Raw genomic sequence first — 23,067 nt, 5'->3', positions numbered from 1 at the left:
AGTGGAGGATATAAAACTCCTTTTATCAAGATGGGAGAAAATAGTACAAAAGATAGAAAACAATAACGGTAAAGTATACCCAATTGAAATAGGGGAGAAAGCAACGATACAGGAAATCGAGGCTAAAGAGGAGGAGTTAGGATATCAGTTACCTCCTTCATTTAAATACATAGTGCATAACCTGGGGAAATCACTTTCCTTTTATTACTCATTTTCTGAAGATACCATGATTCCCGGTGAATTTAAGGAGATTTTTTCTGGAGAAATCAATTGGGATATAAACTACCTGCAAAATTTAAATATGTTGGCTGATGAACTCATGGAGGATGGAGAGGATTATGGAAGGACACTTAGGGGGAAATTAGAGTTTTCCCACGCTGGAAATGGAGATGTTTATGCATTTGATATGTGTGCCGACAGTGATGAAAAACCAGTTATCTATTGGGATCATGAAGAAGATACTGTCACGTATATTGCAGATTCATTTATTGATTATTTATATAGGATTACAGAACTAGGGTGTATTGGCAGTGAAAAATGGCAGTTTGAGTATTTTCTAAGTGATACGGGACTGGACATTGAAAGCCCGGCAGCAGTTAAGTGGAAGCAATGGTTCGAGTCTTTTTCAGAAATAACCTTAGAAGATGTGAAAAACAACATGGAGCAGCTAGTTGCTTTTGTTGTGTATCGAAAGAAGGTAGATGAAGAAACAATTGGCTTATTAAAGAAATTTAATGAAAATGAATTGTTTCAGTATCTTTTGGCAGAATTGCACACTAAAGAGGCATTTAATGACCAGATAATTTTATGTGAGATGATCGGACGAGTTTTAGGAACGGACGTAGAGCCATGGGTTAGAGGTTTGTGGGAAGCTAAACAAGATAAGGTGGACGCTAGACTACGTTCCTATTTGACTTCAATGTGCATAAGCAAGGATAAGGGACTGTCTTTAGTATTTAATTTTCTTGAACGAGAAGCTAATAAAAGAATAACCGGGTATGAAGCACTTTCCCATCTTGAAAATTTTCATTCGAGGGCTGTTATTTCGTGGATGGAGAAACACGTTAACTTCCCTGTAACAGAAGGCTGGGACAAACTATTCACTAGGTCGAATTTTTCATGGGAAGACATAGAAACGTGGACCGCTTTAGAAGAGAAGCATGAAGCAACGGCAATTCACGCATTGGAGAGATGTGTTCGAGAGAAGAGCGCAAATAATAATGATCATTTTGTTATATCAGGTCTTCCACCAAAATCAGAGTTACTTGATTTCCTAGTTAATTTACGTGCTAAACAAGTTATAAAAAAGCGGATTCAGCCCATAGAGTTTGTTATACAAAACATAACTATATTTTATTGAATTTCCAACAATGCCGACGACCAAGGCAATACCCCAAACGGTCATTCCGCTCTCTTTACGAGATTTTCCTAATTAGATTTATGATGGTCAGAATTTTGCTAATTGGCCTTGCTTTGGATTTATTTTCAGAAACCTTCCAAGGATCTGTACTCTGCTTTAGGTGGGTTATTCTTTGTTTTCTACCTAGTTGGTTCAGTATTTACTATCATTTAGTTTAAAAAGGGGATGGCTTACTTCTAACGGGTTCGGTTTTCGAGTACAAAAACATAATTCGAATACAAATTAGCAGTCCAATTCGCAACTGAATTGGACTGTATCATTTTGTTGATATATAAAGGCTTTACATAAATTTGAGGGTGTTTTAACACTCGAATTCGCACCCCTTTTAGCACGATGACCAAAGTTATTGTCAGCGTGCTAATTCGTATGCTAATTCGTATGCTAATTCCTATGCGAATTGGTACGTTAAAAATGGCAGGTCGGTTTTTGGATATTTATGTTAAAATGATAGGGAGGCTTATTCAACTATCGGGGCAGGATAGTTGAACAACCTAAACGCTGATCATACAAAGGAGCAATGGTCCGATGGATGATAAGAAACGAGAATTAAAAGGGAATGTTATATACGGTTTGACTCCAGAAGACAGATTTAAGGAATTACACGGGATAACAATAGAGGAATGGACTGCAAAACAATTAGAAAAAATCAAAGAAGAAACAGGAATCAATCCCGAAGAATGGTATATCAATCGAGTTACATCTACAACATCTTTTGATTTCCTTAAAGAAATTCAAGGTGTGGTTACAAATGAGGATGTAAAGCTCATTAAAGAGCTTCAGGCACTTGGTTTAAATGATGACGTCATAAATGTGCTGCTACATTACGTTGATATTTTCAGTAACATTGGTATGGTTCATTCTTTGGTGAAAGAGATAGGTGCTTACTGGGTCAGTGAAAAAATAATAACCATTGAGAAGGCCATTTCCTATGTTAGGGAACAACAGAAGAAATATGAGTAATGGTTACACAAGTAAGAAGCAAGACTGTTTTCGGCAGCATTGCTTACTCCACTAAAGGTGGTAGGTTAGCAAACGTGGCAGGTTAGTTAAAGAGAAATTGATAACTCTTTTCTAATTGGGGAAATTAGAAAAGAGGTGAATTTATTTTGAAAACATTGGGACTACAACTCTTTATCATATCCTTTTTTGCCTTGGGGTCATTTGAAGTTCACGCACAACCTAAAAACAAGCCTGTGTTAAGTGAACAAGTAGACTCGCACGAGCTTAGGGTTCAGGATATGCTAATGAATTTTTTAAATCCTCATATTGATGATGCTGTATGTAATTATTACAAACAAATATTAACAGAATGTCCGATGGTTTATCCTTATTTTGTTGATGTGGTAAAGTCACAACGTATGAACGGATTTCGAGGTTTTATTTTGCAAATTACACTGGATGTAACCCCAACAATTGGCCCGCATATTTCTGTTGGAAAAGACCGTATTACTTTTGAAGTATCTGCGGGACCTACCGTCAGAATGATTAATTATAAACACTTAGAGACACATGAATTACCAGAGCACTGGAAGGACATCATTAGAGGACCTTTATAATATGTTGAACTAACGGGTGCGGTGATCCAGGCAGGATTAGCCGCCTTTTTTGTTGAATTTCTTATTGAACATACGGGGCAGGTTAGTTCAAGAATGACTGAAGGAAATAATTGCATTGATAATGAAATATAATTATATAGGGGGAGTGATAATAATTGAAAAAAATCATTTTAATTTTGTCCTTTATTTTTTTATCAATCGGTATATTTGGTTGTCGGCAGAACAATGAAAAGAAGGTTGATACTACATCATCTAACACAGTAGAAAAAATAACTTATTATGGAGAGGCAGAATACTGGAAAGCCACGATAGTTAATGAAGTTTCAAAAGGCTCATATGAATCAGATTTCACCTTGAGCATTGAATACAAAGGTGATTTGAGAGATTTAAAAGATATACATCAAATTAGTTACATTTATAAATACGGCATAGGAGAACGAAAACGTTCTGAAAATGCACCTGAAGGGTTATCTCCAAAAAAAGGAGCTATCGTATATCAAGATAACTCAAGAATAGATAATGGTTATGTTAATGAACAAACAGTTATCCCGTTTAAAATTGAGTGGAATGATAATGTAGAGGAATTTGAATTAAAGTATAGTAAGTAATTGATCAATTTACTGCACATCATCTAACAAACAACGGGTGCGTTGATCCAAGAAGGATTAACCGCCTTTTTTGTTGAATTCCTTATTAAACAAACGCGGCAGAAGAGTTGAAGAAGAATATATAATTTTTAAATGATTATCAGCAGTCAAATAAATTGAAAAGGGGCTTAAAAGTTTGATTGATTATTTTGAACGTAAAATTAGATTAAAGGATTTTGAAGTGTGGGATGTTCAAATTGGCGGTCAACATTATGCTTTAGCCATTTTAGATGAATTTCGACCTTCCACACTTGATGATTTTGAAGTTCCAGATTTAATTTATGAAGAAGATGACCAGCGTGCAAACTATGTCTCTGCTCAATATTTCTCTGATGAACCTGTTAAAGATGAACATAGAGAAATACTCGGTGAATTTGCACGAATGCTTACGGCACACTTGGCATTGGCACATTGTGAAGTAATTATAAAGTTTTATCAAGAGACCCCTGAAAAAGCGATAGAACTAATGATGTTAACGAAATATGGTTTCAAAGAATCAAATATACCATTAGATAAGTTATTGCATTTTAATCAAGAGTAGAGACCTTTAGTTTTTCTTCAACTAACAGGTGCGTTGATCCGAGAAGGATTAACCGCCCTTTTTGTTGAATTGCTTATTGAACAAACGGGGCAGGTTAGTTTAAGAAGGATTTTGCAATTTGTGGTGAATTTCAAAAAGTGAGGAGGTACAGAAGGTATTAGCTCTGTGGGTTATGACGGTTCATAATTTCTAAATCTCATAAAAATATTATGCACATCTTGGCTTACTGTATAATTTGAAGATCCCGATGGCGATTCACCCCAATAAAAAAGCATCCGATTATTCAGATGCATACTTAATTATTCCATGTAAATAAACGGAGTATTCTCTCTGTACATATTCTCTTAATTTAATTCTTTTTTCTGTTTCTAATACACTAATCAATTCTCGAATCTTTTTTTGATTTTCTTTTGTAGTAGGAATCTCTAATGAAAACATATTACCTCGACTGCTATTTAGTAATTTTTTTAATAACTCAACTTTATTCATTGGATCATCCCCTTTATCTCCTATATTCGATGTAAAGGCGACTTTTTCCTTGGAAAATCTTATGATTGTTTCTAGTATTATCTACTTTCCGCTAAAAAAATCTGATTACAGGTACTATGACAGGAATGGGTAGCTTTTTTATTAGCTTTTTTTATAACTACCTTCCACCAATCTAATCATATCACGCCCTGATATTTTTTCTGTTTCATGATAACCTTCTTCATCACGCAAACTCAAGTACCAGCTGCTATCGTTATCTTCATTTAACCTATATAACTTATTGGTAAAAACATTTGTATAAAAATCTCCATTTCTTAGCCTCATACTATCCCCCCTCTCTAATGTATATAAAGGGTATTATGCCCAAGATATTGACCTGGAGCCATTAGACTTTTTCCTTCTTACAGCTAACGGGTGCATTGATCCAGGAAGGATTAGGCACCTTTTTTGTTGAATTCCTTATTGTACAAACGGGGCAGGTTAGTTGAAGAAGGAATACACGTTCTTATATATACGAATAACTGGAAAGGGGAATAAGGTATTGCAGAAACTTAAAGAGAAATTATATTCGGCTATAATGGCGACAATCGTTTCGACACTAGCCACTTACATTATGTTTAATCAGTATACCAATCACCAAATAATTTGGATTGTGTTTTTAGTGTATTGTCTTGTTGTTTTCACATATGGGATTGGTTTATCTCTACTTGCTAATTTCATAACAAATAGGTTTGAAAAAAGAATAGTTGCCTCTCTACTGAGGTTATTAATTTATTTAATATTTGGAGGAGGATATTATTTATTCGAATTTATTGGTATATATGGGCTAATCGCTGCTATAAGCTTTTTCGTATGTGAAGAATTTATTCGAGCATTAACCAGGTTAAAGAAAAGCATTTCTTCCTCAACTAACGGGGCAGGTTAGTTCAAGAAGGATTAATCCGAAATCTTATTGAATAAATAAATGAGAATGCAAATGAAAGAAGGGGAATTGATGGTATATCTATTGGGGTGTATAAGTTTTATCTTGTTCTCGCTTTTTATTATGTTTAGATTCGATGTTAAAAATCCAATTTCAAAAGGTGCAGGGTTAGCCATTGTTTTGGGGCTACTTGCAAATATTAGTTTAGCGGAGAACGTTGCAAGTAATTTACTTCCTGAAAAGAACGATGGGTACTCAATAAGTTCAGGTATTGCCTCCTGGATTCTCGGCGATGATGGAGGAACTTTAGAAGGTTTTAAAAATGCATTCGCAGTGTCTGTATACTTTACGCTAATATTAGTTTTTCTATATGTTGCCCTAACTGTTCTTGAGTCTAAAGTAAAATCCAATAAAAATATTTCGGCTTAAGAGCTATTTACAATTAACGGGTGTGTTAATCCAAGAAGGATTGTTTAGTAAAAATGCCTATATTGAGGTGATTTGATGAAATATACTTGTCCTTGTTGTGGATATAAAACATTAGATGAGGAACCACCAGGTACTTACGATATATGTGAAATTTGCTTTTGGGAAGACGACGGGGTTCAATTCGATGACCCTGATTATGAAGGAGGAGCAAATGTTCCATCGCTAAGACAAGCACAAAAACACTTTATTGAATTCGGTGCAAAGGAGTTTAGAAAAACTAAATATACTAGAAAACCTTCAGTTACAGATCAAATAGACCCGAATTGGAAACCATTGGATTAAAGACTTCTTGTTAAGCTAACGGGGCAGGTTAGTTCAACAATAAGTATTAACAATTTCTATAATTATTCGTAGATATAAGAAGTTCGAATAATGCAAGAAAGCATATATATAAAGTGAAAGGAAGGTGCAAAGTGAAAAAGGACACTAAATTAGGGTTATTTCTTTCATTGTTTGTATTAATTGGTTTTCCAGTTGTTTTTGTAGCTATATCATTGCTTACAGGACAATGGGATACTTTTTTAATTGGTTTTCCAGCTTCATCTGCTGCGGGATTTATGGGTGTATGGATAGCTCTTAGGGAGATAAAAAAGGAACGGAAGAGTGATTAATCATCCCCACTGGTTTAAACATTATCCAGCTAAACGGAGTGGATAAGGAAGACGTATGTCTAATTACTATGAATTTGTATTTAAAGAAGAAGTAAAAATGTCGACCATTATATAAGCAAATTATCTTAATGAGTTTGTGAAGAAATATACTTAAAGTAAGGGTGCGTTGATCCAAGAAGGATTAGCCGCCCTTTTTGTTGAATTCCTTATTAAACCAACGGGGCAGGTTACTTCAAGAGAAACAACTGTTGAACTGTTCGTTAAAATTTACTTGCTTTGCAGTTTATTTTTGGTAATCAATTTAGAAAAATTTAAATAAGGAGGTGTACTTATGAATAAATATATTTCGATTATTTTCGTTTTTTTATTTTTATTTATGGGGTTTTTTTGGTATTCAGAATATAAAAAAGTAGATGATTTTAAAAAGGAAGTTGTAGATTATTTAAATAATAAAGGATTTACGACTGAAGAATACTCTACACCTAAATATGTTAAAGAAGAAGTTATGAAAGGACTTAAAGTAGCAATGATAGAAATCATTTTCAACGAAGAATCAAATTGCATTTATTCTTATGGAAGAACATCAGATGGAATTGAGTTTTTTTACGCAATAAATGAGGATACTGGTGAAAGGGATTATGATAAAGAAGAACCTATTAAATAAGGCTTCTAAAGGGATACATTTCTCTATTCTTTTCCAACTATCGGGTGTGTTGATCCAGGAAGGATTAACCGCCCTTTTTGTTGAATTCCTTATTAAGCAAACGGGGCAGGATTGTTCAATAAGGAATATTCAATTTAAGACTATTTAGGCAAGATTATTTCATAAATTTTAAGGTTAAATCTAAGGCAGTCCAGAACGATAACTGGGCTGTCTTTTCGAATTTTTAAAAATTCTTAACAATAGTGACAAAGTGTGTATTTTAGTGTAAAATTACACTATACATTTATTGTTAAGAGGGGGATTTGTAATGTCAGATAAGACTGTTGTTACGCTAAATTTCGTTCTTTTGTTCATATTAGGTTTTTTGCTTTATACGTTTCCTATTCAAAAGTATTTATCTGAAAAGGATGTTGCAGAGTATATGAAAAAACAGGGGATTTCAAAGGAAAATATAAAAAGCAAGGAAGTAAAAAAAGATTATAAGCAAGGTGGTTATTACGTTAATGTTGAATTGAAGGATGACCCTGGAGTAATTTATGAATATATTTGGTACATCGATGGAGAAATTCTATTAATAGGATATAAGAACGACAGTAGTCTCGAAGATGAAGAATTGAAGCATCCTCCTATTGAATAATTTCAATTTATCAAATTATTTCTTTGAGCGGCGTAAGCAGTTTTGTTTATTTTTTATTGAGTTACTTTGACGGTTTAGCATTCCTGTAATAAACAATGTGAATAAATGTACTTAAACATACGGGTGCGTTGATCCAAGAAGGATTAACCGCCCTTTTTGTTGAATTCCTTATTAAGCAAACGGGGCAGGTTAGCACAAGAAGAAAATAACAAATGGATTATAGAAGTTGATAATCCTATTAAAGCTATATTTACTTTGGAGAGGATTTAATATGACAAAAAATCCTTATGGGGAACACTGGAAAGGTGTAAAAGGATACAGGGTAGTAGAAGGAAACGATATTTATAATCACTATTTTGGTGGTCGAGATTGTGATTTGCCTGTTTGTCCATTATGCGGAGAGAAAATGCATCAAATATTTTGTTTGGATTTAAAAGATGAAAGACTTTCGGAAGTTAAAGCTGAAGGACTAAACGTTCTGCCGTTAGTGTCCTGCTTGAACTGTTCGATGGTGTGGGAACCTCAATATTTTAAGTTAAGCAATGAAGGTAAAAATGTTGAAATAATTAGTCAGGATAATACGGAAGATTGGATACAGGAAGTTGAAGATAAGCTACCTGTGCCACTTCCTAGAACCAATGTAATGATACTTAATATGAAAGATGAAGATATACCAACAAATGAAGAAAGCTATTGGACAGCTTTTGATTTATTCGGTTCGGAATATTTATGTAGATTATTAGGTGCCCCTTTATACGATGAAATTCCAGAACATTTGGAATGTCCAACCTGTTCTAAAGAGATGATGTACATTGCCGCGATAACACAAGACCTTGGGGAACAAAAACTTATTTCAGTTGTTGATTTCCAATTAGGCGAGATGAATATTTACTATCATTTATGCAAAGATTGTTTAGTTATAAAAACTCAAATACAAGGTACATAATAAAGTTTGTGAAAAACTCTACTTAAACATACGGGTGCGTTGATCCAAGAAGGATTAACCGCCTTTTTTGTTGAATTCCTTATTAAACAAACGGGGCAGGTTAGTTGAAGAAAGAACGGCTGGTAAATTTAAAATAAAATAAGAGAAGTTTTATGGAAAGGATGGGGATTATGGAACAGTGGTTTTATGTTCAAACACTTATCTGGTTATTTCCAATTATGTTTATCCTTCATGATTTTGAAGAAATTATTATGGTTGAGAGGTGGATGAAGAGAAATTCAACTATTATATCCGATATATTGCCAGAAAGAATTGCGAATAGAGTCATTAAACAATTTTCTATGTCAACAGCCCAGTTTGCAGTTGCCGTATTAGTTATATTTCTATTCGTAAGTAGTTCAACCGTTATGGCTAATCAATATGTGATTCAAGGATTACTTGGTAATATTTATATTTTTACCATTATTACATTGGCTTTTTTTCTACACGCTTTTACTCATATTGGTCAATCCATCATTCTTCGTTCCGTTACGCCTGGTGCAATTACTTCGTTGATTGTTATCATTCCATACAGTTTAGTTTTATATCGTTCATTATTAATGAATGAAGTAATTACATGGGAAATTATTTTTCTATGCTTACCTTTTTGTCTCTTAATTATTCCAGTTGCATTGCTTGCTCATTGGATTGGAAAAAAAGTAGTGTAGAAATCTAATATGCTTAATTTACAAACGGGTGCGTAGTTCCTGGAAGTATCCGCACTTTTTATTGAATTCTTTATTAAACAAACGGGGCAGGTTAGCGGAAGAAAGGAAACTTTTTCCTTTTTATGTCGTATAAAGGGTAACAAAAAATAATTATGTTTTGGGAGGCGTAAAGATGGATTACGGATTACTGGTTATTGGTATAGCTCTTTTACTTGTGTCGTACTTAGTAAGATTGAAGGGAGTTGTACCATCATGCAACGGATAAAATTTATGATTAAAGTGTTCCTGAATGAACCTTTGTGGTTCAAAATAATAATTTCTATAACTTTCCTTACTTCAATTATTTTAAGTAGTTCATTTTTTTCAAATCAACCTTATTTACGAAGTTGTTCCAAATTAGCTGTGGCTATCTTCTTTTGTGCTTACGCTATTAAATTTAGGAGGAATTTTAAAACGGCTTTACTCTTCTATGCTTGTTCTGTAATATCTATTTTCCTATCTATTAGGGCATTATTTTAGTTTTATAATAGATTGAAATTAGCATATAAAAAAGATGAAAATTAATAGACCTTCTTTAACTAACGGGTGCTAATCTTCAATAAGGATCTAAAACAAGGACCTCAATCGGATCCTTGTTTTTTGTCATTTATCAACAATATTATTTTCATAGCTTTTCCAAAAGTAAAAAAGGACCGCCAATTTATACATTGTCCGCCAATATAATATTGATGCATAAAATGCCTAACTACTTTATTAATTTACTTGTTTAAATTCAATGCCTATAAAAGTCGCACTTTTGCGGTCGAGAAAAGTATGTCCCATTCCTTCGTTGCCTGCTCAAAAGAGGCAATCACCCCAAAAATATCCTTTTATTTGTAGTTATATGGTGAAATTGGAAAATTTAAGTTACAATTTAGGTAAGAGTTTTGTAACTTTGGTATAAAACACTGGAGGGTACAAATGATAAAAACAAAGTCAGGAACTTATGATGGGGATAGTTGGGAAGAACATTGTCAATTATTATTAAAAACCAAGTATGGAGAAGAAGGTTATCAAGAAATGACTGCTCATACTAATGGTGACCTTGGTATTGAGGGCTTTACCCGAACTGGAATTGTCTTTCAATGTTATTGTCCTGATGAACAGTACGAGGCTAAAAAGTTATATGAAGCCCAAAGAGCAAAAATCTCTGCAGACTTAAAAAAATTAATTTCAAATAAAACGCGGCTTCAAAAATTTTTAGGGCCGATAAAAATAAAAAAGTGGGTATTCTTAACACCCATAATTTTAAATAAGGATATTATAGCACATTGTCATAGCAAGGCACTGGAATTAAGGGCATTGACAGATATGCGAGAACTTCTTGATCCTGAGTTCGATGTATTGATACACGATGAAGGTTTTTATGCGAACGAAATTATGGTTGTTAAGAGAATGTTGACTAGTAAAATAGAATTCCAGGTTCAAACTCCTAAAGAAGATGAGATTATTGATTGGAGAAAATGTGAATCCAAATCAATTGAAGTTTTAAATAGAAAAATAGGTTTTCTATTTAAGAATATTGATGACGAAGATGCAAGGGTATATAAAACAAATAAATTCGTTGATCAAGTTATAAAAGAACATTTAAAAGGCCAACAAATTATTTCCCGAATGCAAGATGTATATGGGGGGATGTATGAAAAGCAAGTAAAAATTAAAAGTTCGATTGAAGAGTATTTACAGAAAGAGGTTCTATTAACAGAATTAACTCCAAAAGAATTTTTAAGGCACACGTTAAGTAAGTATAAACATGCTCTAGGTACTGAAAATTTTGATCAAATATTCGAGTATTCCGTGTATGAAGATTTATGTAATGAGGCAGTGTCTAGTTGGTTAATAGATTGTCCATTAGATTTTGGGGGGGAAATATAATGAGTTCGCTTTTGGATGAAATAGAAACAATAAATTTTAATAGAAAAAAAACTCCTTTGATGGCAGAGTTACGCCCTTTATATAAAATTGCCTTAATTATTTTGACACTTTACCTCTCTTCTAACAAACAATCTGCCACACTCCTTAAGCTTCAGCTGTTTAACTGGGCATTAAAAACCTCAAAAAGACATCATAGGTTATTGGATATAAAAAGTGGAGCGAACTTTCCTATTATTCGTTTTGACCCTTCTTTAAATAGAGCGTTAAATTTTGCCATAGCTGAGCATTTAATCTTTTTTAATGTTAATAATGGAAAGTTTTTTCTATCTGAAAAAGGAGAACAATATGCTTTATCAATTGTCGGACAAATGGATATATTGGCTGAGGAAAAAGCTGTTCTTCTTAAAATAAAAAAGGGAATATCAGATGCCTATATCAATAAAGTCTTCAAAGAGAGGTTCAATTCCTAATGCAACGGTTAACACTTAATACATTATTAATATCGTTAGATACTGAATGCGGAGTATTCGGAACCAAAATTGACTTTAAAAATGGGCTAAATATTTTAAGGGCAAAGAATTCAAAAGGAAAAAGTTCTTGTTTAAATTCAATTTTATACGCCTTGGGAATAGAGGAACTCTTAGGTGGAATAAATACCAAATCAATGAAACCCGTTTTAAAGGAAGAATTCAGTTTTAACCATAAAACTATCTACGTGTTGGAATCTAAAGTCCAATTAGAAATTACAAACAATCAAGGTAAATCAATCACCATTACTCGGTGGATAAAATCTTCCTCAATAGACCCTAGGTTAATCAGGGTTCATGAGGGCCTTGTATTGTCAAGTAGTAAGCCTTATTCCTCAAAAGACTTTTATGTTCATATGAAGGGTTCCGCTACGGCTGCTTCTGGATTTCATAGCTTTTTAGCTGAATTCATTGGATGGGAACTTCCAGAAGTACCAACTTATGAGGGGAACGAGCAATTATTATACATTCAATCATTATTTCCATTATTCTACATTGAGCAAATCAGAGGGTGGAATAGTTTTTATACTCCACTGCCATACAGTTATGGGATTAGGGATATTGCTAAGCGTGCTGTAGAGTTTATACTTGATTTAGATGTATTAAAAAATTCAAAAGAAAAAGATGGAGGTTAGAATACTAAAAACGGTAATAACAGCTTCTTGGGATGCTGTTGTAAAGTCTATTAGGGAAACTGCGGTTGAAATTAAGGGAGTGATTTCTGGGCTGCCAAACAAGCCTGCATTGTTGATGGACTTTAATGTATTTCTTTATGATAAAAACGAAGAACTTATTGATATTGATGATGAAATAATCCATTTAGAGGAAAAATTATCTAAAATCAATAATCATGTTAGAAGGATTTCCGAACTTGAAACTAAAAATGAGCAGGAAATTAATAAAGTAGAATGGTTGGTTATGAGCCAGCAAGATACGGTAAATGCCGTTAGGAGAGATATTCAATTAGAGCTAACCAACCGAAAAACAATGATAGAAAATTTGGCTGTTCTTGAAGAAGATTTACAGAAGAATCAAGAAGCACAAAAATTATATAGTCTTGGTTCTGACATACATGCGGATATATCTAAGGGGCGTTGTCCAACTTGCCATCAGCATATTGAAGACACCTTACTACCTCAAGAAGCAAATTTAGAACCGTTGGATTTAAACGAAAACATAAAATATATTAAAGAACAAATTAATGCAGTTAAATTTGGTGTATTACAATCAGAATATATTATTAAAAACAAACAAGTTAAACTACTTTCCCTGGAAGAGCATTTATCTGAAAGTCGAAAGAAGTTGAGATTATTAAAAAGTGAACTTAGGGAAGACCCAAGAATGCCAACTCATCAGGATGTATTGGAAATTGTAGAAACACGTATGAAGATAAAAGTTCTGGAAGATGCAAAGAATAAAATTCAAAAATTTAAAGAAGAACTCGATTCGTTACAAAATCAATGGAGGTCTTACCTTGCGAGAAATGAAAACTTACCGAAAGAATATTTTTCTTCTATAGACTTAAAAAAGTTACAGGAATTCGAAGGTAATTTTAAGAAATATGCATCTGAGTTTGATTTTTCTAGTGTTTCTGTTAACGATTTATCAATATCTTTAGATAAATATACCCCAACGGTAAGAGGATTTGACGTAAAGTTTGATTCGTCAGCAAGTGACCACATACGATTGATATGGGCTTACATATGTTCATTGGCCAAAACTGGGATTACTAAGGATGGAAATCATCCTGGCTTAATTGTTTTAGATGAACCTGGGCAACAACAGATGGATATGGATAGCCAAGGTGCATTGTATAAACTCCTGGCGGGTTTGAAATGTCAGGTTTTGGTTGCTTCTTCCTTAAAGCCATCTGAAATTCAAAACCTTACTAGGGAACTACCTGTTAATATAATTGATTTGGGTGAAGAATTTATAATTAAACCATTACAACGATAGTTAATTATTGTGAATGAAATTATTACGGGAGCTATGCTCCCTTTTATTGTGCAGATTGGTGTGTTTCCATTTTGCAAGTGAGAATAAAATTGGTTCGATTACGGTCCTTTTGAATGTAATAAGCTGAATAGAGTTCAGCTTTTTTATTTATCGTTAATCAACCACGGATGGTTTAATCCAAGCAGGATTAAGGCATCTTTTAGTTGTAGAGATTGTGAAGGAATGTACTTAAACTAACGGGTGCGTAGATCCAAGAAGGATTACCGCCCTTTTTTGTTGAATTCCTTATTGAACAAACGGGGCAGGTTAGTTTAAAAAAGAGTATAACAAAGTTTAGGTGAAGGTGACCTAATAACAAAAGTGCCGATATTTAATTAATTGTTTTTAAACTCCTGCAACAACGAAATCGTTGTTGCTTCGGCTTTACTTCAAAAGAAGTAAGACTATAATTAGAACATCCATAGCTCTAATTTCGAAGTTTAAAAAACCCTTAACCATATTCGGCACCTCGATTCATATATTTAATTTTAATCTTACCATTCTAGTCTAATTTATTTATGGTTTGTTCACAAGTTCAAACGTGGCAAGCAAGCTAAAGAATGGACAAATTGGGTTTAGGATGGGTTGAGGTTGATACAAACGATTTCAACATTATTTCCGAGAATACATATCGTATAGGAGCAAAGCTAACTAATTCTATATGAACACTTCTTTAAGATTGTGGGTGCGTTGATCCAAGAAGGAAAAAGGTACTATTTCCTTGAACGTCTAATTTAACAAACGGGGCAGTAGAGTTTAATAAGAAGAATGATATACTTTTAAAAGGGGGAGATTAGTTGATTTTAGAAGCAGTTATACTACAAGTTAAACAAGGTATGGAAGAGGAATATGAGGAAGCATTTCGAGAAGCATCAAAAATCATATCATCAATGACAGGTTATATAACTCACGAATTACAACGATGTATGGAAGTTAAGGGGAAATATTTATTATTGGTGAAGTGGGAAACATTAGAAGACCATACAATTGGGATTTAGGCAATCGAAAGAGTATCAAGAATGGAAAAAACAACTACATCATTTCTATGACCCATTTCCAACAGTGGAACACTTCGGAAATGTTTCACTTTAATAGATTATTGACTTTAGGTGCGGTGGTCCAGGCAGGATTAACCGCTTTTTTGGTTGAATTCTATACTGAACAAACGGGAGTTGAATAAGAGCGTTTATTTTAGCAAAACCTTCTATAAAAAATGTAAGCAAAACAAACCCTCCCAGGTCTGTTTTGCTTATTTTTGATTTAAAGTCTTTTTAAAAAAACATAGCTAACCTTGTCATATTCCATCTTATTTTCATAAAAGCGGTGAGCATCCATTCGTTGTAATCCTGATGAAAGTGAGACAATATCATAGCCATTTTCCTTTGACCATTTATGTACATAATTTAGAAGTGCTTCGCCATATCCTTTTGAACGACGATCTGAATCTGTGACTAAATCACAAACCCAAATGGACCTTCCATTGTATAAAGTAACCATAGGCATAAAGCCTGTTACTGCTGCGATTTTTCCATTATCATATAAGGCTGCAATTTTATAATTTTCCATTTGTGAAGCCTCTTGAACTAATCCAAGGAATTGTTCTTCATCCAAATGGGTCCTCAATTGTTTCATTACTGGAAAGGCTTCACTCCATTCCGTCTCGTTTTCCAGTTCCTTAATTAAAATTGATTTTTCATTAACCATTTTTTTCATCTCCTTTACCATTATTTAAACACAATCTGGTATAATCAAAAGAACCAGATATAATAATTTTAATGGTACCAGTAACATTGTAGGAGAGGAAATATGATTGAAATAACGCCTGTATTGGATAGTGAAAATGGCGAACCTATGTACATACAACTAGCCAATTACATTAAACAAGAAATTTTATCTGGAAGAATAAAACCAAAGGAAAAATTACCGTCTAAACGAAATTTATCAAAGTACCTTGGAATAAGCTTAAATACAATTCAATCGGCTTACGAACAATTATGTGCGGAGGGGTATGTGGAAAGTAAACCTCGAAAAGGATTATTTGTTACAACCTTTGATAATGATTTAATCACTAACCAAAGAGGTTTAGAAAAATTAGAGACAAAAACCAAGAAAATACAAGTAAATCCCAAGATCGATTTTAATTCGGGTAAGGTTGATTTAGAACATTTTCCATATGCCATTTGGAGAAAATTAACCGTTCAATCATTATATGAGGAACAGGGAGAATTATTTTATAATGGAGATTCTCAAGGGGAGGAGCTCCTTCGTGAACAAATTGCAGTCCATCTTTATGCTTCCAGAGGGGTTAGATGCTCAGCCGAGCAAATCATAATTGGTGCAGGTACTCAGGTCCTTATTGGATTATTGTGTATGTTAATCGGAAAAGAACGTGTCTATGCTCTTGAGAATCCTGGATTCCATAGAACGAGAATAACTTTGCAAGACCTAGGAGTATATACGGTTCCTATCCCTCTCGACGAAGATGGGATAAATATAAACCAGTTAAAAAATACGGATGCAAATGTTGTTTATGTAACACCTTCCCATCAATTTCCTTATGGTATGATAATGCCCATTTCTAGAAGGATGGATCTGATAAAATGGGCAGAAGAAAAAAATGCATATATTATTGAAGATGACTATGACGGTGAATATCGATATAAAGGGAAACCAATTCCATCCTTGCAAGGGCTGAGTACAAAGGAAAGTGTCGTGTATTTAGGTACATTTTCGAAGTCTTTAATTCCATCTATTCGTATTAGTTATATGGTTTTACCGTCTCCACTTTTGGAAAAATATCTGGAGCACTTTACTATTTATAAACAGACTGTTTCTCGTGTTCACCAGGATACCCTTTATCGTTTTATGAAGGATGGTCATTGGCAAAGTCATTTAAACAAAATGAGAACTCTTTACCGTAAAAAGCATAGTACCTTAATGTTAGCTATTAACAATTTTTTTGGACAAAATGTTAAAGTAATCGGCGAAAAATCAGGGCTTCATATTGTTTTGGAAGTAAAAAACAATATGAGGGAAGATGAGTTAATTAATACTGCAATGAATGTTGGTGTAAAGGTTTACCCACTATCCATATATTACAATGGAGCAACAGAAAGCGTAGGCTCTAGAATCTTACTTGGATTTGGTGGTTTAACCGAAACCGAAATCAATACTGGAATTAAGTTATTAAAAGAAGCCTGGAAGCTCTAGGTAATGTGTTTTTTCACAATTAATAAGTTTGTGAAGGATTGTACTTAAACTATAGGGTGCGTTGGTCCAGCAGGATTAACGGCCTTTTTTGTTGAACTCCTTATTGAACAAACGGGGCAGAATAGTTCAATAAGAATTCGCATAAGGATTACAAAAGAAATTGTTTGTTTATTGTAAGGGTAATTAGAGATAAATCTTATTTAGGGAGATTGTATGCCATCAAATATTTTTCATAGATAGAATGGAAAAATATACAATTAATAAAAATCCAAATTTATATTTTTATAGGAAGTAGTGAAAAAAGTGAAAACCAAAAAAAAATTTAAAATTTGGATTATTATGAGAAATATTTCATTGACTATAGTGGCAGCACTCCTTATTCTAATCGTTTTGAATAACGCTATGACTGCATATGAACAAAAAAAATACCCAGCAATAGGGCAATTAGTTGAAGTGGATGGAAACAATATGCATGTCTATACAAAGGGTGATGGTGAAAATACAATTGTCTTATTAAGTGGATTGGGTACGGATGCACCTGTGCTAGATTTTGAACCTTTGATTAACGAGATGTTAAAGAACAATAAAATTGTTGTTGTAGAGCTTTTTGGATATGGTTGGAGTGATTTAACTAATAAGGAACGAACAGTGGAAAACATAGTAGAGGAAATCAGAACTGCTCTAAAAGAATCAAACATAGAGGGACCATATATATTAATGCCACACTCCATTTCTGGGATTTATAGTATGTACTATGCTAATAAATATCCAGATGAAGTTAGAGCGGTTATAGGGATTGATCCTACATTACCAGGGTTTAATCACCACTCTTCCCATACAATGCCAAAGGTCTCTGATTCCCATGAAATGCCTAAATTTTATGTAGCACCAACTGGAATTGTAAGATTGGCATCATTTTTAATTCCAGATCTATTCTTTCCCATAGCCGAGGAAGAAACGTATTCCGAAGAAAATTTAAAGATGACCAAAGCCATTTCTGTTTGGAATTCCTTTAACAAAAATGTAGCTAATGAAACAAATAATATACATCATAATATCGATAAAACCATCGATATGACGTTCCCGTCTGTTATACCTGTCATGATCTTTACTCCGAAAGAAGAAAACATAAATGAAGATGACCAATCAAAAATAACTTTTTATCAAACACAGTTAAGTAACGGGTCTTCAAATAAACTTGTTACGTTAGAAGGAAATCATTATCTTCATTGGACTCGTTATAAAGAGATAAGCGAACATGTTAATAAGTTCATAGAAACACATGTAAGTGATAAATAGAAGAACCTCCCTGGAGGTCCTTTATTTATCGGGGATTATTAACAATATTATTTAACACAGCCAAAAGAAAAGTAATAATATATTCGTTGTTCTTACTGAACTAACGGGTGCGAGAATACAATAGCGACGCCACAGCGTCGCTTCTTTTGTTAGAAATATTTTTGATAAAATTCCTGCCTTAGCCTTCCGCTAAGCTGGGCATATATTCGAGTAGTCTCACTCTTTTCATGGCCCAGAAGACTTTGTATGACTTCAACAGGGGCTCCGTTATTCAACAAATGGGTTGCATAGCTGTGCCTAAGTTGATGAGGATAAATTTCCTTATTGATGGCAGCACGAGCTGAAATTCGTTTTATGACATATCTCATTTGGGCAATACTCATCCTGTGAGGCAGCCGCTCTGTCACAAATACGGCAGGATCGGCATCCTGGCGGTTATCGATGTATCGCCTTAGCCAGATCTCGGCTCTTATATTGAAATAGACCTCACGCTCCTTATCCCCTTTTCCTCTTACAATTGCTGAGCGGTTTGACCAATTAATGCAGTTGCGTTCCAGTGAAGCGATTTCCCCAATCCTACATCCTGTCGAAAACAAAAATTCAAACAAGGCTTTTTCTATCGGGCTAATACACGCTTCACGCAGAAGTTCGATTTCCCTTTCGGTCAAGAACTTCGGTATGCGTTTTCCGAACTTAGGTTCCTTTATCTTGGATGCAGGGTTATGTGGTATATGACCTTCAACGTGGCACCAACGAAACAGGGATTTCATAAACCGTATCCTGTGTGCCATACTGGATGGCTTTAGGGCCGACGCTGAATTTTTAAGGTATTCCTTCAAAATTTCTGTGTTAAGGGTGGCTATTTCCGCATCCTTGAAATACAGAATAAGCAACTTAGCCTGAATACCATATGCTTTTATTGTATTCGGTGAAAAGCCCTCAATTCGTTTGTCCGCTGCATATGTTTCCCACGCCTTTGATATTAACAACCCAATTCCTCCCGTTTATCTTCTTTTTAAGAGGAATTATTGCCTTGATTATCGAAATATAGACTTATTGAACAAACGGGGCAGGATAGTTTAAGAACAGATTGGACTATCGGTCTATTTATTCGCAATGTTCGTATTATATTAAGGAATAAAACGAATTTGAGGTGGATAAATGAAAGCCATTGTGTACAAAAGGTACGGTCCCCCCGATGTTCTTGAACTGAAACAGGTAGAAAAACCTATTCCGAAAGAAAATGAAATCTTAGTTAAAGTAAAAGCCACAACCGTAACAGTGGCAGATATTCGGTCACGGAGTTTTAAATTTTTATTTATTTGGGGGTAATTATGAAAGTCCATATACTGCATACTGGTAAAGTGTATATTGACCAAGCATTGGCTTATAAAGAAAAGAATTTACATCCTATGCCATATACAGGTTGGTTAAGGGGTGAAGAAAAAAAGATGTGGGTTCCAGTCTCATCTTACCTTATAGAACATCCTAAAGGTCTTATTTTAGTGGATACGGGATGGCACGAAGAGATGAGGACCAATCAGAAAAAGCATTTGGGTCGTTTGGCGTATTCCATGTATAGAGGAGAGCTTCCAGAGGGTGATTCAATAATTGATAAGTTGAATACTTTTGGAGTAAAGAGTAATGAAATTGACTTCGTTTTATTATCGCATCTACACTCTGACCACGTTAGTGGTTTGAACCACCTACTAGATGCAAAAAAAATACTTACAAGTGAATTGGAATGGAAAGCAGCAAACAAAAAAATTGGCTATATAAAATCAATGTGGGAAGGTGCCCCGATTAAAACGTTTGAATTAGAAGATGTGCCTTATGGTCCATTTAATAAAGGTCTTGATTTATTTGGAGACGGCACTCTATTTCTAATTCATACTCCAGGTCATACCGACGGAATGTTTTCTATACTGGTTAAAATGGACGAAGGCTGGTTGTTGTTAGCAAGCGATGTTGGATATTCAAACAAATCCTGGACACAAATGATATTGCCTGGTGTTACTACTAATAAATCAAATGCAAGACAATCATTAAAATGGGTTAGGGATTTTTCCAGTAGAAAAGATTGTATACAAGCTATTGCAAATCACGATCCTGCTATAAAACCACAAATTATTGAATAATATTAATAGATAAAAGATGGTAACGTTAAATAAGTTGGTGTTATGAATAAGTATAGTAAATGCGAATTGAACTAATAGCGGCGTTGATCAGCAAGGATTATCCACCTTTTTGTTGAATTCCTTATTGAACAAACGGGCAGTTTAGTTGAAGAAGGATTTTTGATTTGATTAACCGAATATATCCTATTAACAACTTAAGGAGGTTCAGTCAATGGAAAAATGGACATTTTACTGGGGCAGAAAGAAAAAGGGGATAACGACCGCCCTATAAAAAAGTGATTCCCCTGATTTGAAAGAGGGGTTTCTTTAATGAATAATATTGACTATAATCCTTTTCTTAGTATTAAAAACCCACAACCATTAGGACCTGGTTCCTTTGAAATGGCTTTACCGTTAGTTGAAGCATTGAACCTACAACCAGGGATGCGGGTATTAGAAATTGGAGCTGGTAGTGGGCAAGTTGCTGTTACCCTCGCAAAGCATTGGAAAGTATCAGTCGTAACCTTAGAACCTTGGGAAGATTTAAATGTCATTCATAGTAACGCAAATAACGAAGGGGTAGGAAATCAAGTTCTCGCCTTGAAAGCATATGCTCAAAGATTACCCTTTGCGGACGGCACTTTCGATGCAGTTTTTAGTATTGGTTCCTTCTTTATGATTGGTGAAGATCGCCCTTTGGTATTGAGGGAAATAAGTCGTGTAACAAAATATAGAGGACACTTTGGAATTGCAGAGCCAATGTGTACAATGGATGCTGCACCTAATGATCTTACCAGCTTTGACATTTACAAAAGTTATAAAGAATGGTTACGTACGGTTCAATGGAATTGCAGTCTGTTTAATAAAAACGGTTTGGAAATTATTGAAGCCTTCTATTTTAAGAATGGATTTCAAATGTGGGTTGATAATTTTAAATACTATAATGGTGAAAAAGATATTATCTTACAAGACGGCGGAAGATGGCTGTCTTCTGGATTAGTTGTCGGACAGAAAAGTTAAACAAATTGGGTGGTGGGAACAAATTGCCCATTGCCCTTTTTAACATTGATTGTTCTTGAGCTAAGGGGGCAGGTTAGTTGAGGAGGGAATAGTGAGAGCAAGGTTTTAAAACCAGTGTTGCATCAAAGGAGGATACCCACAAAACACCAAACCTCGCCCTTCAACCTTTATAGTTACCTTCATTAAGTGTTTATACCAATAATAAGACCTCTTAGTAAGCCAAAACTAATAACCAGTCATTATTTCAAATAATGATGAGGGTGTAGTTAACTCCCCCATAATCTTTTCACATTAAGAGGAACAATTTCCCTTCCATTAATTTGTTTATGAATTAAGGGGTTTTTAAAAGGGTCAGAAATTATATTGTCTTCATTAACAATTCGTGCACGTGCACGAACATCAACTCCAAGGATGTATTCGATTTTTTTGTAGTAAGTCATTGAATCTTCTCCCTCAAATTAGGTTATGTTTTTATTATGTTTTATCGATATAAAATAATTCACTACTTCCTTAGGGGTCCGTTGGTCTCAGAAAGGATTAGCCGCCTTTTTTTGAAATCCTTATTGAACAAACGGGGCAGGTTAGTGAAAGAAACAGACAAAGCATTGGAGATGAAATGGTGGAAATAAAATTAGAAAAGGCTGTTGATTTACGGAAGAGTGGAAATTATAAAGAATCTAATGAAATACTTATAAAACTGGTGCAGGGGTTCCCTAATAATGCATCAATTAACTATCAATGTGCTTGGAGTTTCGATTTATTAGGAGAAGAATCGAAGGCAGTACCCTTCTACGAAAAAGCAATAAAATTAGGGTTGTCTTCAAAGGAATTGGAAGGAGCCTTATTAGGATTAGGAAGTACATATAGGACGCTAGGAGAATATAAAAAGTCAAAAAGTATATTTCTAAAGGGGATTGAAGCATTTCCAGATAACAGGGCTATTCAAACATTCTATTCGATGACCTTATATAATTTGAATGAACATAGCAAAGCGATGGAATTGTTACTAAAATGCTTAATAGATACAACAACCGATGATGAAATATTGAAATATAAAAAAGCAATTGATTTCTATTCGAATAGACTGGAAGAGATTTGGAAGTAATTTGTGAAAAGATGTACTTAGTAACGGGTGCGTTGACCAGCAGGATTAACCAACTTTTTGTTGAATTCCTTATTGAAAGAGGCAGTTTTATTAAAAGAAGGATTACTCACAAATAGGCAGCATCTTTATTATAAGAGATTATTTTCGAATATAAATACTAATTAATAAAAATATTATTGACCTCTTTATAAGGAGAATTGTTTTAATGGATACATTACTACTAACACGTACCGAAGTACAATCCCTATTAG

The 23,067-nt window shown here is 34.2% G+C and carries 27 protein-coding genes and 2 pseudogenes; 24 read left to right on the top strand and 5 right to left on the bottom strand.

Annotated elements, in window-relative coordinates:
* The first annotated feature begins 1 nt into the window (after position 1).
* The 5 genes from A8F94_RS16120 to A8F94_RS16100 all read left to right on the top strand — a co-directional run bounded on the left by A8F94_RS16120 (position 2) and on the right by A8F94_RS16100 (position 4,164).
* Positions 2–1,360: an SMI1/KNR4 family protein gene (locus A8F94_RS16120; RefSeq protein ID WP_066202542.1), complete on the top strand. Its 1,359-nt coding sequence runs from the start codon at positions 2–4 to the stop codon at positions 1,358–1,360.
* Positions 1,361–1,945: 585 nt separating this feature from the next.
* Positions 1,946–2,380 (top strand): DnaD domain protein, encoded by a 435-nt coding sequence (locus tag A8F94_RS16115; protein WP_066202541.1) that lies wholly within the window; start codon positions 1,946–1,948, stop codon positions 2,378–2,380.
* 146 nt (positions 2,381–2,526) lie between these two features.
* Positions 2,527–2,976, top strand: a complete 450-nt coding sequence (locus A8F94_RS16110; RefSeq protein ID WP_077247764.1) for a DUF3888 domain-containing protein — start codon at positions 2,527–2,529, stop codon at positions 2,974–2,976.
* A gap of 155 nt (positions 2,977–3,131) precedes the next feature.
* A complete protein-coding gene (locus A8F94_RS16105; RefSeq protein WP_066202539.1) occupies positions 3,132–3,584 on the top strand; it encodes a hypothetical protein in 453 nt (150 codons plus the stop codon).
* 175 nt (positions 3,585–3,759) lie between these two features.
* The gene (locus A8F94_RS16100) at positions 3,760–4,164 is read left to right on the top strand and encodes a hypothetical protein (RefSeq protein WP_066202537.1); all 405 of its coding nucleotides are present in this window, start codon (positions 3,760–3,762) and stop codon (positions 4,162–4,164) included.
* A gap of 279 nt (positions 4,165–4,443) precedes the next feature.
* Here A8F94_RS16100 and A8F94_RS16095 read toward each other — a convergent pair whose 3' ends face one another.
* Positions 4,444–4,653: a hypothetical protein gene (locus A8F94_RS16095; protein WP_066202535.1), complete on the bottom strand. Its 210-nt coding sequence runs from the start codon at positions 4,651–4,653 to the stop codon at positions 4,444–4,446.
* A gap of 141 nt (positions 4,654–4,794) precedes the next feature.
* Positions 4,795–4,977, bottom strand: a complete 183-nt coding sequence (locus A8F94_RS16090) for a hypothetical protein (protein WP_043932599.1) — start codon at positions 4,975–4,977, stop codon at positions 4,795–4,797.
* 217 nt (positions 4,978–5,194) lie between these two features.
* Between A8F94_RS16090 and A8F94_RS16085 the strand changes: the two genes are divergently transcribed.
* The 13 genes and pseudogenes from A8F94_RS16085 to A8F94_RS16025 all read left to right on the top strand — a co-directional run bounded on the left by A8F94_RS16085 (position 5,195) and on the right by A8F94_RS16025 (position 15,157).
* The gene (locus tag A8F94_RS16085; RefSeq protein ID WP_066202533.1) at positions 5,195–5,578 is read left to right on the top strand and encodes a hypothetical protein; all 384 of its coding nucleotides are present in this window, start codon (positions 5,195–5,197) and stop codon (positions 5,576–5,578) included.
* Positions 5,579–5,629: 51 nt separating this feature from the next.
* The gene (locus A8F94_RS16080; RefSeq protein WP_139070117.1) at positions 5,630–6,004 is read left to right on the top strand and encodes a hypothetical protein; all 375 of its coding nucleotides are present in this window, start codon (positions 5,630–5,632) and stop codon (positions 6,002–6,004) included.
* 75 nt (positions 6,005–6,079) lie between these two features.
* Positions 6,080–6,346 carry a CPCC family cysteine-rich protein gene (locus A8F94_RS16075; RefSeq protein ID WP_066202530.1) on the top strand — a complete coding sequence of 89 codons (267 nt, stop codon included), beginning with the start codon at positions 6,080–6,082 and terminating at the stop codon, positions 6,344–6,346.
* Positions 6,347–6,477: 131 nt separating this feature from the next.
* Entirely contained in the window at positions 6,478–6,675 is a 198-nt protein-coding gene (locus A8F94_RS16070) for a hypothetical protein (RefSeq protein WP_066202527.1), read from the top strand.
* A 331-nt stretch (positions 6,676–7,006) separates the two neighbouring features.
* On the top strand, positions 7,007–7,339 hold the full coding sequence (locus tag A8F94_RS16065; RefSeq protein WP_066202526.1) for a hypothetical protein: 333 nt from the start codon (positions 7,007–7,009) through the stop codon (positions 7,337–7,339).
* A 307-nt stretch (positions 7,340–7,646) separates the two neighbouring features.
* A complete protein-coding gene (locus A8F94_RS16060; RefSeq protein WP_066202524.1) occupies positions 7,647–7,976 on the top strand; it encodes a DUF3139 domain-containing protein in 330 nt (109 codons plus the stop codon).
* Positions 7,977–8,247: 271 nt separating this feature from the next.
* Positions 8,248–8,922 carry a hypothetical protein gene (locus tag A8F94_RS16055; protein WP_066202522.1) on the top strand — a complete coding sequence of 225 codons (675 nt, stop codon included), beginning with the start codon at positions 8,248–8,250 and terminating at the stop codon, positions 8,920–8,922.
* Between the two features lie 170 nt (positions 8,923–9,092).
* Positions 9,093–9,629, top strand: a complete 537-nt coding sequence (locus tag A8F94_RS16050; RefSeq protein WP_066203998.1) for an HXXEE domain-containing protein — start codon at positions 9,093–9,095, stop codon at positions 9,627–9,629.
* A 960-nt stretch (positions 9,630–10,589) separates the two neighbouring features.
* Positions 10,590–11,543, top strand: a complete 954-nt coding sequence (locus A8F94_RS16045) for a hypothetical protein (RefSeq protein ID WP_066202521.1) — start codon at positions 10,590–10,592, stop codon at positions 11,541–11,543.
* Entirely contained in the window at positions 11,543–12,013 is a 471-nt protein-coding gene (locus A8F94_RS16040; RefSeq protein WP_066202518.1) for a hypothetical protein, read from the top strand. Before A8F94_RS16045 ends, A8F94_RS16040 begins: the two co-directional genes overlap by 1 nt.
* Positions 12,013–12,705 carry an ATP-binding protein gene (locus A8F94_RS16035; RefSeq protein WP_066202516.1) on the top strand — a complete coding sequence of 231 codons (693 nt, stop codon included), beginning with the start codon at positions 12,013–12,015 and terminating at the stop codon, positions 12,703–12,705. The genes A8F94_RS16040 and A8F94_RS16035 overlap by 1 nt, the downstream gene beginning before the upstream one ends.
* The gene (locus A8F94_RS16030; protein ID WP_066202514.1) at positions 12,695–14,026 is read left to right on the top strand and encodes a hypothetical protein; all 1,332 of its coding nucleotides are present in this window, start codon (positions 12,695–12,697) and stop codon (positions 14,024–14,026) included. Before A8F94_RS16035 ends, A8F94_RS16030 begins: the two co-directional genes overlap by 11 nt.
* An 836-nt stretch (positions 14,027–14,862) precedes the next feature.
* Positions 14,863–15,157: pseudogene (locus A8F94_RS16025) on the top strand (antibiotic biosynthesis monooxygenase family protein).
* A gap of 168 nt (positions 15,158–15,325) precedes the next feature.
* On the opposite strand, the gene A8F94_RS16020 reads toward A8F94_RS16025, so the two are convergent.
* The gene (locus A8F94_RS16020) at positions 15,326–15,769 is read right to left on the bottom strand and encodes a GNAT family N-acetyltransferase (RefSeq protein WP_066202513.1); all 444 of its coding nucleotides are present in this window, start codon (positions 15,767–15,769) and stop codon (positions 15,326–15,328) included.
* Between the two features lie 102 nt (positions 15,770–15,871).
* Here A8F94_RS16020 and pdxR point away from each other — a divergent pair, with 102 nt between their 5' ends.
* Positions 15,872–17,275, top strand: coding sequence for a MocR-like pyridoxine biosynthesis transcription factor PdxR (pdxR, locus tag A8F94_RS16015; protein ID WP_066202511.1), 1,404 nt, complete (start codon positions 15,872–15,874; stop codon positions 17,273–17,275).
* A 402-nt stretch (positions 17,276–17,677) separates the two neighbouring features.
* The gene (locus A8F94_RS16010) at positions 17,678–18,574 is read left to right on the top strand and encodes an alpha/beta fold hydrolase (RefSeq protein WP_077247815.1); all 897 of its coding nucleotides are present in this window, start codon (positions 17,678–17,680) and stop codon (positions 18,572–18,574) included.
* A gap of 149 nt (positions 18,575–18,723) precedes the next feature.
* On the opposite strand, the gene A8F94_RS16005 is transcribed toward A8F94_RS16010, so the two are convergent.
* Positions 18,724–19,563: a tyrosine-type recombinase/integrase gene (locus A8F94_RS16005; RefSeq protein ID WP_066202506.1), complete on the bottom strand. Its 840-nt coding sequence runs from the start codon at positions 19,561–19,563 to the stop codon at positions 18,724–18,726.
* 172 nt (positions 19,564–19,735) lie between these two features.
* On the opposite strand from A8F94_RS16005, the pseudogene A8F94_RS25085 reads away from it, so the two are divergent.
* The 3 genes and pseudogenes from A8F94_RS25085 to A8F94_RS15995 all read left to right on the top strand — a co-directional run.
* Positions 19,736–19,882 (top strand): annotated as a pseudogene (locus tag A8F94_RS25085) (NAD(P)-dependent alcohol dehydrogenase); the annotation flags it as partial.
* A 26-nt stretch (positions 19,883–19,908) separates the two neighbouring features.
* Positions 19,909–20,712 (top strand): N-acyl homoserine lactonase family protein, encoded by an 804-nt coding sequence (locus A8F94_RS16000; protein WP_066202503.1) that lies wholly within the window; start codon positions 19,909–19,911, stop codon positions 20,710–20,712.
* A gap of 309 nt (positions 20,713–21,021) precedes the next feature.
* On the top strand, positions 21,022–21,711 hold the full coding sequence (locus A8F94_RS15995; RefSeq protein WP_066202502.1) for a class I SAM-dependent methyltransferase: 690 nt from the start codon (positions 21,022–21,024) through the stop codon (positions 21,709–21,711).
* Positions 21,712–21,977: 266 nt separating this feature from the next.
* On the opposite strand, the gene A8F94_RS25830 is transcribed toward A8F94_RS15995, so the two are convergent.
* Positions 21,978–22,151, bottom strand: a complete 174-nt coding sequence (locus A8F94_RS25830) for a hypothetical protein (protein WP_175384447.1) — start codon at positions 22,149–22,151, stop codon at positions 21,978–21,980.
* 179 nt (positions 22,152–22,330) lie between these two features.
* Here A8F94_RS25830 and A8F94_RS15990 point away from each other — a divergent pair, with 179 nt between their 5' ends.
* Positions 22,331–22,816 carry a tetratricopeptide repeat protein gene (locus A8F94_RS15990; protein WP_077247763.1) on the top strand — a complete coding sequence of 162 codons (486 nt, stop codon included), beginning with the start codon at positions 22,331–22,333 and terminating at the stop codon, positions 22,814–22,816.
* Positions 22,817–23,067 lie beyond the last annotated feature (251 nt).

The organism is Bacillus sp. FJAT-27225 (assembly GCF_001685025.1).
Classification (GTDB): domain Bacteria; phylum Bacillota; class Bacilli; order Bacillales; family Cytobacillaceae; genus Bacillus_D.
Note: the sequence above shows the minus strand (reverse complement) of the source record. Positions and strands in the feature narration are given on the sequence as shown.

What these genes read in the sequence shown, in the direction of transcription:
- A8F94_RS16115 (WP_066202541.1), top strand. Translation starts at nt 1,946, where the DNA reads ATGGATGATAAGAAACGAGAATTAAAAGGGAATGTTATATACGGTTTG.
- A8F94_RS16095 (WP_066202535.1), bottom strand. Translation starts at nt 4,653, where the DNA reads ATGAATAAAGTTGAGTTATTAAAAAAATTACTAAATAGCAGTCGAGGT.
- A8F94_RS16090 (WP_043932599.1), bottom strand. Translation starts at nt 4,977, where the DNA reads ATGAGGCTAAGAAATGGAGATTTTTATACAAATGTTTTTACCAATAAG.
- A8F94_RS16080 (WP_139070117.1), top strand. Translation starts at nt 5,630, where the DNA reads ATGAAAGAAGGGGAATTGATGGTATATCTATTGGGGTGTATAAGTTTT.
- A8F94_RS16075 (WP_066202530.1), top strand. Translation starts at nt 6,080, where the DNA reads ATGAAATATACTTGTCCTTGTTGTGGATATAAAACATTAGATGAGGAA.
- A8F94_RS16065 (WP_066202526.1), top strand. Translation starts at nt 7,007, where the DNA reads ATGAATAAATATATTTCGATTATTTTCGTTTTTTTATTTTTATTTATG.
- A8F94_RS16060 (WP_066202524.1), top strand. Translation starts at nt 7,647, where the DNA reads ATGTCAGATAAGACTGTTGTTACGCTAAATTTCGTTCTTTTGTTCATA.
- A8F94_RS16055 (WP_066202522.1), top strand. Translation starts at nt 8,248, where the DNA reads ATGACAAAAAATCCTTATGGGGAACACTGGAAAGGTGTAAAAGGATAC.
- A8F94_RS16050 (WP_066203998.1), top strand. Translation starts at nt 9,093, where the DNA reads ATGGAACAGTGGTTTTATGTTCAAACACTTATCTGGTTATTTCCAATT.
- A8F94_RS16045 (WP_066202521.1), top strand. Translation starts at nt 10,590, where the DNA reads ATGATAAAAACAAAGTCAGGAACTTATGATGGGGATAGTTGGGAAGAA.
- A8F94_RS16040 (WP_066202518.1), top strand. Translation starts at nt 11,543, where the DNA reads ATGAGTTCGCTTTTGGATGAAATAGAAACAATAAATTTTAATAGAAAA.
- A8F94_RS16035 (WP_066202516.1), top strand. Translation starts at nt 12,013, where the DNA reads ATGCAACGGTTAACACTTAATACATTATTAATATCGTTAGATACTGAA.
- A8F94_RS16030 (WP_066202514.1), top strand. Translation starts at nt 12,695, where the DNA reads ATGGAGGTTAGAATACTAAAAACGGTAATAACAGCTTCTTGGGATGCT.
- A8F94_RS16020 (WP_066202513.1), bottom strand. Translation starts at nt 15,769, where the DNA reads ATGGTTAATGAAAAATCAATTTTAATTAAGGAACTGGAAAACGAGACG.
- pdxR (WP_066202511.1), top strand. Translation starts at nt 15,872, where the DNA reads ATGATTGAAATAACGCCTGTATTGGATAGTGAAAATGGCGAACCTATG.
- A8F94_RS16010 (WP_077247815.1), top strand. Translation starts at nt 17,678, where the DNA reads ATGACTGCATATGAACAAAAAAAATACCCAGCAATAGGGCAATTAGTT.
- A8F94_RS16000 (WP_066202503.1), top strand. Translation starts at nt 19,909, where the DNA reads ATGAAAGTCCATATACTGCATACTGGTAAAGTGTATATTGACCAAGCA.
- A8F94_RS15995 (WP_066202502.1), top strand. Translation starts at nt 21,022, where the DNA reads ATGAATAATATTGACTATAATCCTTTTCTTAGTATTAAAAACCCACAA.
- A8F94_RS25830 (WP_175384447.1), bottom strand. Translation starts at nt 22,151, where the DNA reads ATGACTTACTACAAAAAAATCGAATACATCCTTGGAGTTGATGTTCGT.